Genomic DNA, 13,746 nt, shown 5'->3' with positions numbered 1-13,746 from the left:
CCCGACCAAACGACCATGTGGCACAACGCGCGCCTGCTCAACCTGATCGCCTCAGCGCTCTATGCGCTGGTGGCGCTCATGGCGCTTGGCGCCGGCCTGCTGTGGCTGGCGCAACGGCCCGTGTTCGCCATCACCCACGTGGAACTGACGTCGCTGGACGGCAGCCAGCTGCGCCACGTGAACGCGCCGAGCGTACGGGCCAACGCGCTGAACAAGCTGTCGGGCAACTTCTTCACGCTGGACCTGAACGCCGCGCGCCAGGCATTCGAGTCCGTGCCCTGGGTGCGCCATGCCAGCGTGCGCCGCGAATGGCCGAACGGGCTGGCGGTTCAGGTGGAAGAGCACGAGGCGCTGGGCACGTGGGGCGGATCGGACAGCGGCCGGCTGATCAATACCTACGGCGAGGTCTTCGTGGCCAACACGGCCGAAGCCGAGGAAGACGCGCAGCTGCTGGCGCTGGACGGCCCGCCGGACAGCGAGGAAGACGTGGTCGAGAAACTGGAGACCATGCGCGAGTGGTTCAAGCCGCTCAAGGTAGAACCGCTGGCGGTGGCCCTGTCCGGCCGCTATGCCTGGCGGGCGAAGTTGTCCAACGGCCTGGTGATCGAGTTCGGGCGCGAGCAGAACGACGAGGATCGCGCCTCGATGGAAGCGCGGGTCAAGCGCTTCGTGGCGTCGTGGCCGCAGTTGACCCAGCAGTGGGGCAAGCAGATCGAGTACGCCGACCTGCGCTATCCCAACGGTTTTGCCATCCGCACAGCCAGCGTGCGCTTCCTGACCGATGCGCAGGCGCAGGCCGCGGCCAAGGCAGCGGCCAAGGCGGCAGCGGGTGCGGCAGGTTCCCAGGCGGCTTCGGCCGGTAACACCAACAACAATCCGACGCGACTCAAGAGTAAGAACGCGGAGAAAACTCGATGAGCAAGGAATACAAGGACCTTCTGGTCGGTCTCGACATCGGCACCTCGAAGGTGGCGGCCGTGGTGGCGGAACTGCGCCCCGACGGCAGCTATGAGGTCATCGGGATGGGCCAGTCAGAGTCCAAGGGTTTGAAGAAGGGGGTCGTGGTCAACATCGAGGCCACCGTGCAGTCGATCCAGCGGGCGCTGGAAGAGGCCGAGCTGATGGCCGATTGCAAGATTGCGGAGGTGTTCACGGGCATTGCCGGCAGCCATATCCGCAGCTTCAACTCCAGCGGCATGGTGGCAATCAAGGACAAGGAGGTCACGCAGACGGACGTGGCCCGCGTGATCGAGACCGCCAAGGCGGTGAACATCCCGACCGACCAGCAGATCCTGCATATCCTGACGCAGGAATTCATCATCGACGGCCAGGAAGACGTGCGCGAGCCCATCGGCATGAGCGGCATCCGCCTGGAAGTGAAGGTGCATATCGTCACGGGCGCGGTCAGCGCGGCGCAGAACATCGTCAAGTGCGTGCGCCGCTGTGGCCTGGAAGTGCATGACCTGATCCTGCAGCCGCTGGCGTCGAGCCTGGCGGTGCTGACCGAAGACGAAAAGGAACTCGGCGTGGTGCTGGTGGATATCGGCGGCGGCACCACCGATATCGCCATCTTCAGCGAAGGCGCGATCCGCCATACGGCCGTGATCCCCATCGCTGGCGACCAGATCACCAACGACATCGCCATGGCGCTGCGCACGCCGACGCCCGATGCCGAGGACATCAAGATGCAGTACGGCATTGCCAAGCAGGCGATTGCCGACCCCGAAGACATGATCGAGGTGCCCGGCGTGGGCGATCGCGGCACGCGCACGCTGAGCCGCCAGGCGCTGGCCGCCGTGATCGAGCCGCGGATCGAGGAACTCTATTCGCTGGTGCACCAGGTGGTGCGCGAATCCGGCTATGAGGAACTGCTGTCGTCGGGGGTGGTGATCACCGGCGGCACGGCGATGATGCCGGGCATGGTCGAGCTGGGCGAGGACATTTTCCTGAAGCCGGTGCGCGTGGGCGTGCCCGAATACCGCGGCAACCTGCACGAGGTGGTGAAGAGTCCGCGCTATTCGACCGTTATGGGTCTGCTGCAGGAAGGTTGCGTGCAGCGCATGCGTGGCCGCAAGGTGGCCGTGCAGAGCGGCCAGGTGAAACAGGTGTGGACGCGCATGAAGGAATGGTTTGTTGGCAACTTCTGAGCCGCAAGCGTGTCAGGACTTTTTTAAGTGTGACGATCTTGTTGCAGTCAGCCGAACGGATCGTGACACGTTGAGCAGGTCAAGCAGTTTTTGTTGGTTTATTGGCTAGTAGTTCTTTGATGGTTTCTTGTTCAGGAACCAAGGGTTGCGGCGGGGAGGCCGCAGCGTTTGGGGACTGATTTTTCTCGGAGGCAGTGATGGACTTTGACATGATCGAAACGGAGATTCAGGACGGCACCATCATCAAGGTGGTGGGCGTGGGCGGCGCGGGCGGCAATGCCGTGCAGCACATGATCAGCCGTGGCGTGCAGGGCGTGGAATTCATCTGCATGAACACCGATGCCCAGGCGTTGAAGCGTTCGACCGCTTCGCGCGTGCTGCAGCTTGGCAATTCCGGGCTGGGCGCTGGCGCCAAGCCTGAAGTGGGCCGTAACTGTGCCGAGCAGGCGCGCGAGCAGATCGCCGACTCGCTGCGTGGCGCCCACATGGTCTTCATCACTGCCGGCATGGGCGGCGGTACCGGTACCGGTGCCGCGCCGATCGTGGCGCAGGTGGCCAAGGAAATGGGCATCCTGACCGTGGGCGTGGTCAGCAAGCCGTTCGACTTCGAAGGCGCACGTCGCGCCAAGGTGGCCGAACATGGCTCGGGCGAGCTGGAATCGTCGGTGGACTCGCTGATCGTTGTCCTCAACGAGAAGCTGTTCGAGGTGATGGGCGACGACGCCGAGATGGACAAGTGCTTCCAGTGCGCCGATGACGTGCTGCACAACGCCGTGGCCGGTATCGCCGAAATCATCAATGTCGATGGTCTGGTGAACGTCGACTTCGAAGACGTGAAGACGGTGATGGGCGAGCAGGGCAAGGCCATGATGGGCACGGCAACCGTGTCCGGCGTGGATCGCGCCCGCCTGGCCGCCGAGCAGGCTGTTGCCAGCCCGCTGCTGGAAGGCGTGGACCTGTCCGGCGCGCGTGGCGTGCTGGTCAACATCACGGCCAGCCGTTCGCTGAAGCTGTCGGAAACCAAGGAAGTCATGAACACGATCCGCAGCTACGCCGCGGAAGATGCGACCGTGATCTTCGGTACGGTGTACGACGACTCGATGAGCGATGCCCTGCGCGTGACCGTGGTGGCGACGGGCCTGGGCCGTTCGGCCAAGAAGCAGCAGCCGATGACGCTGCTGAAGACCGGCACGGACAACATCCCGGTGCAGATGATGGCGGGCCTGACGGCTGCGCCGGCCCATGCATCGCCGGACTACAGCAACCTGGATACCCCGGCGGTGTGGCGCAGCTCGCGTGAGTCGGCATCGGCCCACGTGGCGGCGCTGCAAGAAAAGGGTGTGGATACGTACGACATCCCGGCCTTCCTGCGCAAGCAGGCGGACTAAGTTGGGAACCGGCAGGGCAGCGGCAACCGCCGCGCGCCTGACAGGCTGCCAGAGGTCCGTCACGCATCGCCTGGGCGCTCCCTATCCGCCCGGCGTTTGCCTGGACTGACGCAACCCGTCAGCGCGTGCGGCTGCGCCGCGCCACGCCGCATGTTGTCCGTCGCATCCCGTTGCCGGGCAGGCAGGCCATCGGCCGCCTCCCCGGACTGGTTTCCCGCCCCCGGCGGCGGGATGTCTCCGTCCGCGCGGCGCGTTTACCCAACGCGCCGCGCGGCGTTTTGAATCCCAGGTATTTCCTGCTGCACCCGCATGCCGCGCCGCTTGGTGGCGGCGGCATCCGCCCCTATGATGCAGGCAGGTTTTCGATCCACAGCAGACACGCTAGAGGACTGTTCAAAATGATCGCCGTTGGCCAGCGCGTCCCCGACGCCACGTTGTACGAATTCTTTGAAACCGAGACCGGCGGCTGCGCGCTCGGCCCCAATGCCTTCCCGGTGGCCGATCTCGTCAAGGGCAAGAAGATCGTGGTGTTCGGCCTGCCCGGCGCGTTCACGCCTACCTGCTCGGCCAAGCATGTGCCGGGCTTCGTCAAGGCCAACGACCAGCTGCGTGCGGCCGGCGTGGACGAAGTGTGGTGCCATTCGGTCAACGACGCCTTCGTGATGGGCGCCTGGGGCCGTGAGCAGAAGACCGACGGCAAGGTCCGCATGATGGCCGACGGCGCTGGGCAGTGGGCCAAGGCGCTGGGCCTGGACCAGGACCTGAGCCAGCGCGGCCTGGGCGTGCGCGCCAAGCGCTATGCCATGGTTATCGACGACGGCGTGGTCACCCACCTGGCCGTCGAGGAACCCGGCGAATTCAAGGTCAGCAGCGCCGAAGCCATTCTGGAAGCGTTGCGCGCCTGACACGAAGCGTGTCAATGAAAGTGATGTATTGGGCGTCTCATTAACAATGCATAACACCCGGACACAAAGTGGTGCAGCGCAATACATCCAGAAATGGTAGTATCGCGTTATTGGAAATTACGCCCAATAGCTTTTAATAATAGTTGAGGCCGTCATGCTCAAACAGCGCACTATCAAATCCGTGGTGAAGACGGTCGGCATCGGTTTGCACTCGGGTCGCAAGGTGACGCTGTCGCTGAGGCCGGCCCCCGCCGATACCGGCATCGTCTTTACGCGCGTCGATCTGCCGGAAGCGGTGGAAATTCCCGTGGCCGCCAGCGCCATTGGCGATACCCGACTGGCGTCGGTCCTGCAGAAGGACGGCGCCCGCGTTTCGACCGTCGAGCACCTGATGTCGGCTTGCGCCGGCCTGGGCATCGACAACCTCTACGTCGACGTCGACGCCGAGGAAATCCCGATCATGGATGGCAGCGCGGCTTCGTTTGTGTTCCTGCTGCAGTCGGCAGGCATCGAGGAACAGCCGGCGGCCAAGCGTTTCATCCGCGTCAAGAAGGCCGTGGAAGTGCGCGAGGGCGACAAGCTGGCGCGCCTGGAGCCGTTCTTCGGTTTCAAGCTCGCGTTCACGATCGACTTCCGCCATCCGGCCGTCGACAAGACCGGCCAGACGTTCTCGATCGACTTTGCCGATACGAGCTATGTCCGCGAAATCGCGCGAGCCCGCACCTTTGGCTTTGCCCACGAGGTGGAAGCGCTGCGCGAGATGGGCCTGGCCCGTGGCGGCAGCCTGGATAACGCGATCGTGCTCGACGAGCACCGCATGCTGAACAACGAGGAACTGCGCTACGGCGACGAGTTCGTTCGCCACAAGATCCTCGATGCCATCGGCGACCTGTATGTGGTGGGCCATCCGCTGATCGGCGCGTACATTGCCCACAAGTCGGGTCATGGCCTGAACAACCAGCTGCTGCGCGCACTGCTGGCCGACCAGGAAGCCTACGAGATCGTGACCTTCGACAAGGTCGAGGAAGCGCCGACGGCCTTCCTGCCGCAAGTCCAGCCAGCCTTCGCCTGAGCGTCGACAGACGGATCTGACAGCACGCAAAAAGCCCCCGTTCGAAAGAGCGGGGGCTTTTTGTTGGGCCGGAGTCAGGCAGGCAGGGGCTTCGCCGGTTTGGGTCCCGCAACGGCCAGCACGATCCCCAGTGCGACACCAAGCACCGCCGCAAACAGGATCTGGGAATCGGGCGGCAGCAGGAAGGTCAGCCCATGGGCGGGTATCCAGAACAAGGGAATGGTCTTCTTGAATACAAAGCCCCATTGCGTCTGCCAGTCGAGTGCCTTCAGGTGTTCCACGACGGCGATCGGCCGGCACAATGCCCGCAAGGATCCCTGATATCGGGCGATATGCATGTCAGTGATCTTGTGGGCGGTCATCATCACTGGCGAGAACGTCAGGTTCATCAGGGTGCTGATAATCAGTGCGCCCGCCAGCTTCAGCATCGTGAACCCGCCTGCCATGGCCGCGACGATGCCATCGATGCCCAGGTATTCCGCAAAATAGGGGGATCCGACGGCAAAGACCTTGAAAGCCATGCTGATAAAGAGGCCGAGAATTCCCCAGACCACCATTCTCGGCACCATGCCGAATCCCTTTTCCAGATAACGGCCGGTGCGAATGCGCTGCCCGATGACTTCGCCCAGCGTCGCCAGGATGCCAAACTTGATAAACGCCATCACCATGCCGTGCTGCCCATTGAACGTCTTGTAGGCAGCGAGCCATTCGGGGAAAACGGCAAACGGCAGAAGCATCAGGCAGAGCAGCGCCACCAGCGCCAGGTCCTGTGTTTTCATCGGAAGCGCCTCTGAATCCGGGCTTGGCCCGGGTTATTTGAGAAAGCGCTCGGTCATGGCGCACCAGTATGCGGCGGCAGGCACCAGGCATTTGTCGTTGAAGTCGTAACCCGGGTGATGCACCATGCAATAGCCCGGGTCGTCGCCGCTGCCGATCAGCATGTAGCTGCCGTTCGGGTTGGCCTCCAGCATGAAGGCGAAGTCCTCGCTGCCGGGCAGTTGAGGCGCATCGGTATGTACCTTGTCCATGCCGAACACATCGCGCGCCACCTCGGCGGCGAACTCGGTGGCCTGGTCGTCATTGACCAGCACCGGGCTCCCGTTCACATGCATGACTTCGGCGGTGGCGCCAAAACTCTGGGCCTGCATCTGGGCCAATTCGCCAATCCGCTTGAGCAGCAATGTGCGGACGGTGGGATTCAACGAGCGAACGCTCAGTTTCATAAGCGCCTTGCTGTTGATAATGTTTGGCGCCTCCCCGGACTGGATGCTGCCGATGGTGATCACAGCCGCTTCAAACGGCGAGACATTGCGCGAGACAATGCTCTGCAGCGCCGTGCCGACATGGCAGGCAACCAGCGTGGCATCGATGGTTTTCTCGGGAATCGCGCCATGGCCGCCGACGCCGGTGATTTCGATATGGAGCGTATCGGACGACGCCATGAATGCGCCTTTCCTGAAATAGAACTCGCACTCCTTGAATCCCGGCATGTTATGCATCGCGAAAATGGCATCGCAGGGAAACTGCTCGAACAATCCGTCATGCACCATGACTTTTCCGCCGTAGAGCAATTCTTCTGCGGGCTGGAAAACCAGATGCAGCGTACCGTCGAAATTCCGGGTTTTTGCCAGATACTCCGCGGCGCATAACAGGATGGCAGTATGTCCGTCATGGCCGCAGCCGTGGAATTTGCCGGGGACGGTGCTGCTCCATTCCTTTTGACTGTTTTCGGTCATGGGCAATGCGTCCATGTCGGCGCGGATGCCCAGGCGCTTGCTGCCGGTGCCGACCTTCAGTGTGCCGACCACCCCGGTTTTAGCTAAACCGCGATGCACTTCGTAGCCCCAGCCTTCCAGCATTTCTCCTACGAGATCACTGGTCCGGGTTTCCTCGAAACCGATTTCCGGATGCTGGTGGATCTGTCGTCGAATGCGGATGAACTTGTCCTCGCTTTCGGCAATGGCTTTCAGAATGCTCTGGTACATGGTGCTTCTCCTTTGAACGATGCAAAGGGTCGTGATGTACGCCCGAGGCCATTCTATGGGCCGGAAGGATTTGTCAAATTGCTCGACGTCATGCTTTTGCCCGCGGCAAACATGACGTGCACGGCAGGACCGGCATTTTAAAAATGCGGGGAAATATCAGGATCTGCGATGTCCGCCGTATTTGCGCCATCGACGCAAATAGCGTGGATTCTCGTGAAGCGGAAAAATGAAACGCTTCAGGAATTTCGCGGCTTCAGCGATGACGCGCCAGCAATGCCTGGACGGCATCCTTCAGCGGTGAATCCTCGAGGTCGTGCGCCAGCGCGTCCATGCTCTGCAGCCCGGCCTGCGACAGGTTCTGCGTGCGCGGCTTGCGCTCGGCCGGACCGGTGTCCCAGTCGCCGCGGCCCACCTCGGGTTGTACCCGCACACGGATTGAAGTAACCTGCGAGCCTCGTTGTTGCAGCCGGGAAAGCAATGTGGGCACCACTTGCCTGACCCGCGCGGCGGCCGCTCCATGGGCGGCCAGCAACAGCAGCGTCTGCTCTGCCTGCGGGCCCCGGTTGTCGGTCTTGATGCCGCCCACCGCAATGCCGCTGCGCAGGGCGGGAGGCAGCAACGCGAAGACTTCCGCTTCCAGTGACGCCAGTTGCCGCGCGGTCTGCATCAGCGCGGAAACCGGCCCGGACTTCGCCAGCCAATCGTTGAGAGGCTTGGCGTTCGGGGTCTGGAGAGCGTGGTGGGTGAACAAGCGCATGCGCGCATTCTAGCGCGCAATCCTTGCCCGTCCGAGAGCCGGGATGCGATGCCTGCATGCGCGCCGGTGCCTTCTGGCGCCGTCCTTAGGGAATTGGGGAACGGTCATGCAAATCATCGTGCTGCATCCGCGCGAGCCGCGGGTGTTTCGCTTTCAATTGACGCGGGCGCGCGTCGTGCTCTCAGGCCTGGTGCTGTGCGCACTGGTGGCGGCGGCTTCTTCGGGGCTGACCTGGCTGCTGGCCCGTAACGCATCGGCGCCGGAAGTCACCCGCCACGCGCGCGACAACGCCTTCCTGCGCGAGAACCTGGCCGTGATGGCCGCCCGCCTGGGTGAACTACAGGCCCAGATGGTGCGCCTCGATGCGCTCGGCGAGCGCGTGTCCGGCCTGGCCGGCATCTCCCCCCGGGATTTCGATTTCCGCCATCGCCCGGCACGCGGCGGCCCGGCCAGCCCGGCCCTGTCCAGCGACCTCACGATGCCCGAACTGCGCGACGAACTGGCGCGGCTGGGCCGGCAGGCCGACCATCGCGCCGACTATTTCGACGTGATCGAAACCGCACTGATGGACCGCCAGATGCGCGAGCGCCGTCAGCCCAGCGTGCTGCCGGTAGCGTCTGGCTACGATGGATCGGGCTTCGGCACGCGCATCGATCCCTTTACCGGCCGCCGGTCGCAGCACGATGGGGTGGACTTCGTCGCGCTCGCCGGCACGCCGATCGTGGCTGCCGCCGGCGGGGTCGTGGTGGCGTCGGAATGGCACCACGAGTACGGCAACATGATCGATATCGACCATGGCAACGGCCTCAAGACCCGCTATGCCCATGCATCGAAAGTGCTGGTAAAGGCAGGTGACCTGGTCCGGCCGGGCCAGCTGATTGCACGGGTGGGCAGCACGGGCCGGTCTACCGGTGCGCACCTGCATTTCGAGGTTCACGTGAACGGCGTGCCCCGCAATCCGGGCGGTTTCCTGACCGCCGCGGCGCCCGCACCGGCCCAGGCGCCCCTGGCTGCAGCCCCGGTGCCGACCGACCGGACGGCCATCCGCTGATGGTCACGGATCGCCGTGGGGCCACGAGGCCGGAACATTGAAGCCGGCGCGCCTGTCCCAACCTGCTGCACAGGCCGCCAGTCAAGGGGGCCGGGCTGTTGTACCTGTACAGAATCCGTGCTGGCGACAGGTCCGGTCAGGACATCGGCACATGATAAACTCGGCGTTTTGCGCCAATCTACCCATTCCTCGCGCGGGTTTGGCGGGTCTCGTACCGGTCTGCCGCGCAGGTGAAAGCACTCGATGATCACGGGCCTTCTCAAGAAAGTCTTCGGCAGCCGCAATGAGCGGCTGATCAAACAATATCGCCGCACGGTTGCGCAGATCAACGCGCTCGAGCCGAAGTTCGAGGTGCTTTCGGACGACGAACTGCGTGGCATGACGGAGACGTTCCGCCAGCGCCATGCCGGCGGCGAATCGCTCGAATCCCTGCTGCCCGAAGCGTTTGCCGTGTGCCGCGAAGCCAGCAAGCGCGTGATGAAGATGCGCCACTTCGACGTCCAGATGGTTGGCGGCATGGTGCTGAACGACAACAAGATCGCCGAAATGCGTACCGGCGAAGGCAAGACGCTGACCGCCACGCTGGCCGTGTACCTGAATGCGCTGACCGGCAAGGGCGTGCACGTGGTGACGGTGAACGACTACCTGGCCCAGCGCGACGCCGAGTGGATGGGGCGCCTGTACAACTTCCTGGGCCTGTCGGTGGGTGTGAACCTGTCGCAGATGCCGCATGACCAGAAGCAGGTGGCCTACAACGCCGACATCACGTACGGCACGAACAACGAGTTCGGCTTCGACTACCTGCGCGACAACATGGTCTACGACCCGTCGCAGCGCGTGCAGCGCCCGCTGCACTACGCGATCGTCGACGAAGTGGACTCGATCCTGATCGACGAGGCGCGTACGCCCCTGATCATCTCGGGCCAGGCCGAGAACCAGACCGACCTGTACCAGCGCATGAACGGCATTCCGAAGCTGCTCGAGCGCCAGATCGGCGAGGAAAAGGCCGACGGCACGGGCGTCGAGAAGCCGGGCGACTACTACGTGGACGAGAAGGGCCATCAGGTCTACCTGACCGAGGCCGGCCACGAGAAGGCCGAGCAGATCCTTGCCGCGCAAGGGCTGATCGGCGAGGGCGAATCGCTCTACGCGCCGCAGAACATCACGCTGATGCACCATCTGTACGCCGCCCTGCGTGCACAAAGCCTGTTCCATCGGGACCAGCACTATGTGGTGCAGAACGACGAAGTGGTGATCGTTGACGAATTCACGGGCCGCCTGATGACGGGGCGCCGCTGGTCCGACGGCCTGCACCAGGCCGTGGAAGCCAAGGAAGGCGTGACGATCCAGCAGGAAAACCAGACGCTGGCGACGATCACGTTCCAGAACTACTTCCGCATGTACGAAAAGCTGGCCGGCATGACCGGTACGGCCGATACGGAAGCGTACGAATTCCAGGAAATCTATGGCCTGGAAGTGGTGGTGATCCCGACCAACCGCCAGGCACAGCGCAAGGACCTGCAGGACCAGATCTACAAGACGTCGAAGGAACGCTACGACGCCGTGGTGCGCGATATCCGCGATTGCTACGAGCGTGGCCAGCCGGTGCTGGTGGGCACGACGTCGATCGAGACGTCCGAGTACCTGTCGGACCTGCTGAACAAGGAAAAGCTGCCGCACCAGGTGCTGAACGCGAAGCAGCACGAGCGTGAAGCCGAGATCGTGGCGCAGGCGGGCCGTCCGAAGATGATCACGATCGCCACCAACATGGCCGGTCGCGGTACCGACATCGTGCTGGGCGGCAACGTCGAGAAGCAGTCGGGCTTCATCGAGGCAGATCCGAACCTGTCGGACGCCGAGAAGGCCGCGAAGATCGAGCAGCTCAAGGGCGAATGGCAGTCGCTGCATGAACAGGTCAAGACATCGGGCGGCCTGCATATCGTGGGCACCGAGCGCCATGAGTCGCGCCGGATCGACAACCAGCTGCGTGGCCGTGCCGGCCGCCAGGGCGACCCGGGCTCGTCGCGCTTCTACCTGTCGCTGGACGACCAGCTGCTGCGCATCTTCGCCGGCGACCGCGTGCGCGCGATCATGGAACGCCTGAAGATGCCCGAGGGCGAGCCGATCGAGGCCGGCATTGTCACGCGCTCGATCGAATCGGCGCAGCGCAAGGTGGAAGGCCGCAACTTCGACATCCGCAAGCAGCTGCTGCAGTACGACGACGTTGCCAACGACCAGCGCAAGGAAATCTACAAGCTCCGCAACGACGTGCTGGAAGCCAAGGACGTCGGCGACATGGTCGCGAACCTGCGTGAAAGCGTGATCGTCGAGATGTTCCGCGATTACGTGCCGGCCGAGAGCATGGAAGAGCAGTGGGACATCGCCGGGCTGGAGCAGCGTCTGCGCGACGACTGGAGCCTGGACGTGCCGCTGGCGAAGACCATCGAGGGCGCACAGAGCATCGAGGACGAGGAGCTGCTGAACCTGATCCTGAAGACGGCGCGCGAGACCTACGACGCCAAGGTGGCGCAGGTCGGCCGCGATTCGTTTGCCGGCTTCGAGCGCTCGGTCATGCTGCAGAGCATCGACACGCACTGGCGCGAGCACCTGGCCGCGCTGGACCACCTGCGCCAGGGCATCCACCTGCGCGGCTACGCCCAGAAGGATCCGAAGCAGGAATACAAGCGCGAGTCGTTCGAACTGTTCGCCCGCCTGCTGGACGTCATCAAGAACGAAGTCACGCGCGTGGTGTTCAACGTGCAGATCCAGTCGCCGGAGCAACTGGAGCAGGCGTCCGAGGAAATCGAGGAAGGCCTGTCGCACCTGGCCAACGTGCAGTACAAGCACGATGAATTCGCCGAGGGTGGCGAGCCGGTGGAAGAGGTTTCGCACCGCAGCAGCACCGCCGCAGCCGCGATGGCCGCGATGGCGGGTAGCGATGTGGCGCTGGCCGGCATGCCCAAGGTTGGCCGCAACGACCCATGCCCGTGCGGATCGGGCAAGAAGTTCAAACAGTGCCACGGCAAGCTGAGCTGAAGCCAGCCCGTCACTGCCGGTGACGCGCCGACGCGGCGCGGCACCGACCGAATCCCTGGACATGCCCGCTTGAGCCTGCCGCTCAAGCGGGCATGTTCATCAGGTGCATCACACAATTTGCAGCAAAGGAAACGAACATGCCCGTGAACTTGCCCCTGCCGCAGGCAGAAAACCTGAAATCCGTTGCTGGCGTCGAACTCGGCTGGGCCGAGGGCGGCATCCGCAAGGCCAATCGCAAGGACGTGCTGGTGGTGAAGGTTGCCGAAGGCAGCACGGTGGCGGGTGTCTTCACGCAGAACCGCTTCTGCGCTGCGCCGGTGCAGGTTTGCCGTGAGCACCTGGCTGCCGGCGCGGGCATTCGCGCGCTGGTGGTCAATACGGGCAATGCCAATGCCGGCACCGGCGAGCCGGGCCTGGCTGCGGCTCGTGCCACGTGCGACGCACTGGCGAAGCAACTCGGCATCGCCGCCAACCAGGTGCTGCCGTTCTCGACCGGCGTGATCCTGGAGCAATTGCCGGTGGATCGCCTGACCGCGGCGCTGCCCGCGGCCATCACCAATGCGCGTGCCGACAACTGGCTGGCGGCTGCCGAATCGATCATGACCACCGACACGCAGCCGAAGGCCGCATCGCGCACGGTGCAGATTGACGGCAAGACCGTGACCCTGTCGGGTATCAGCAAGGGCGCCGGCATGATCCGCCCGAACATGGCGACGATGCTTGGCTTTATCGCCATGGACGCTGCCGTGGCGCAGCCTGTGCTGCAGAAGCTGGTGTCGCACGCGGCCGACCATTCGTTCAACAGCATCACGATCGATGGCGATACGTCGACCAATGACTCGTTCGTGCTGATCGCCTCGGGCAAGTCCGGCGCCAGCGTGACCAGCGCCGAAGGCGCGGCCTTCGAAGCGCTGCGCGACGCCGTGACGTCGCTGGCCCAGGAGCTGGCCCAGATGATCGTGCGCGATGGCGAAGGCGCCACCAAGCTGATGACGATCCGCGTGGAAGGCGGCAAGGATGTGGCGGAATGCCGCCAGATTGCCTATGCCGTGGCCCATTCGCCGCTGGTCAAGACCGCGTTCTATGCGTCGGACCCCAACCTGGGCCGTATCCTGGCTGCCGTCGGCTACGCCGGCGTCAACGACCTCGATGTGGACCGCGTCAACCTGTGGCTGGACGACGTCTGGGTGGCACGCGACGGTGGCCGCAACCCCGAATATCGCGAGGAAGACGGCCAGCGCGTGATGAAGCAGGCCGAGATCACGGTGCGTATCGCGCTGGGCCGCGGCAATGCCGAGGCCACGGTATGGACCTGCGACCTGTCGCACGACTACGTGTCGATCAACGCCGATTACCGTTCGTAAGTCGTAAAACTTTCAAGTTTTCGCCTGTCGTCTTTCGTATC

At 63.7% G+C, this 13,746-nt stretch carries 11 protein-coding genes; 8 read left to right on the top strand and 3 right to left on the bottom strand.

Annotation, left to right across the window (positions count from 1 at the left end; all coding sequences use genetic code 11):
• The first annotated feature begins 15 nt into the window (after positions 1–15).
• The 5 genes from A9J21_RS04820 (at position 16) to lpxC (ending at position 5,512) form a co-directional block, all read left to right on the top strand.
• The gene (locus tag A9J21_RS04820; RefSeq protein WP_066732417.1) at positions 16–918 is read left to right on the top strand and encodes a cell division protein FtsQ/DivIB; all 903 of its coding nucleotides are present in this window, start codon (positions 16–18) and stop codon (positions 916–918) included.
• Positions 915–2,147 (top strand): cell division protein FtsA, encoded by a 1,233-nt coding sequence (gene ftsA, locus A9J21_RS04815; protein ID WP_061955279.1) that lies wholly within the window; start codon positions 915–917, stop codon positions 2,145–2,147. The genes A9J21_RS04820 and ftsA overlap by 4 nt, the downstream gene beginning before the upstream one ends.
• 197 nt (positions 2,148–2,344) lie before the next feature.
• Positions 2,345–3,535, top strand: coding sequence for a cell division protein FtsZ (gene ftsZ, locus A9J21_RS04810; protein ID WP_066732415.1), 1,191 nt, complete (start codon positions 2,345–2,347; stop codon positions 3,533–3,535).
• Positions 3,536–3,933: 398 nt separating this feature from the next.
• The gene (locus A9J21_RS04805) at positions 3,934–4,440 is read left to right on the top strand and encodes a peroxiredoxin (protein WP_066732413.1); all 507 of its coding nucleotides are present in this window, start codon (positions 3,934–3,936) and stop codon (positions 4,438–4,440) included.
• Positions 4,441–4,594: 154 nt separating this feature from the next.
• Positions 4,595–5,512, top strand: a complete 918-nt coding sequence (lpxC, locus tag A9J21_RS04800) for a UDP-3-O-acyl-N-acetylglucosamine deacetylase (protein WP_066732409.1) — start codon at positions 4,595–4,597, stop codon at positions 5,510–5,512.
• Between the two features lie 74 nt (positions 5,513–5,586).
• Here the strand turns inward: lpxC and A9J21_RS04795 are convergent, their stop codons facing one another.
• The 3 genes from A9J21_RS04795 to A9J21_RS04785 form a co-directional block, all read right to left on the bottom strand.
• Positions 5,587–6,267, bottom strand: coding sequence for a hypothetical protein (locus A9J21_RS04795; RefSeq protein ID WP_197497456.1), 681 nt, complete (start codon positions 6,265–6,267; stop codon positions 5,587–5,589).
• Positions 6,268–6,324: 57 nt separating this feature from the next.
• A complete protein-coding gene (locus A9J21_RS04790; protein WP_066732406.1) occupies positions 6,325–7,497 on the bottom strand; it encodes a M20 aminoacylase family protein in 1,173 nt (390 codons plus the stop codon).
• Positions 7,498–7,750: 253 nt separating this feature from the next.
• On the bottom strand, positions 7,751–8,254 hold the full coding sequence (locus tag A9J21_RS04785) for a DciA family protein (protein WP_066732404.1): 504 nt from the start codon (positions 8,252–8,254) through the stop codon (positions 7,751–7,753).
• Between the two features lie 106 nt (positions 8,255–8,360).
• Between A9J21_RS04785 and A9J21_RS04780 the strand changes: the two genes are divergently transcribed.
• The 3 genes from A9J21_RS04780 to argJ all read left to right on the top strand — a co-directional run bounded on the left by A9J21_RS04780 (position 8,361) and on the right by argJ (position 13,705).
• On the top strand, positions 8,361–9,305 hold the full coding sequence (locus A9J21_RS04780; protein ID WP_066732402.1) for a M23 family metallopeptidase: 945 nt from the start codon (positions 8,361–8,363) through the stop codon (positions 9,303–9,305).
• Positions 9,306–9,548: 243 nt separating this feature from the next.
• Positions 9,549–12,341, top strand: coding sequence for a preprotein translocase subunit SecA (gene secA, locus A9J21_RS04775; protein WP_066732400.1), 2,793 nt, complete (start codon positions 9,549–9,551; stop codon positions 12,339–12,341).
• A gap of 137 nt (positions 12,342–12,478) precedes the next feature.
• Entirely contained in the window at positions 12,479–13,705 is a 1,227-nt protein-coding gene (gene argJ / locus A9J21_RS04770; protein ID WP_066732517.1) for a bifunctional glutamate N-acetyltransferase/amino-acid acetyltransferase ArgJ, read from the top strand.
• Positions 13,706–13,746: the final 41 nt, after the last annotated feature.

The organism is Cupriavidus sp. D384 (assembly GCF_001652915.1).
Classification (GTDB): domain Bacteria; phylum Pseudomonadota; class Gammaproteobacteria; order Burkholderiales; family Burkholderiaceae; genus Cupriavidus.
Note: the sequence above shows the minus strand (reverse complement) of the source record. Positions and strands in the feature narration are given on the sequence as shown.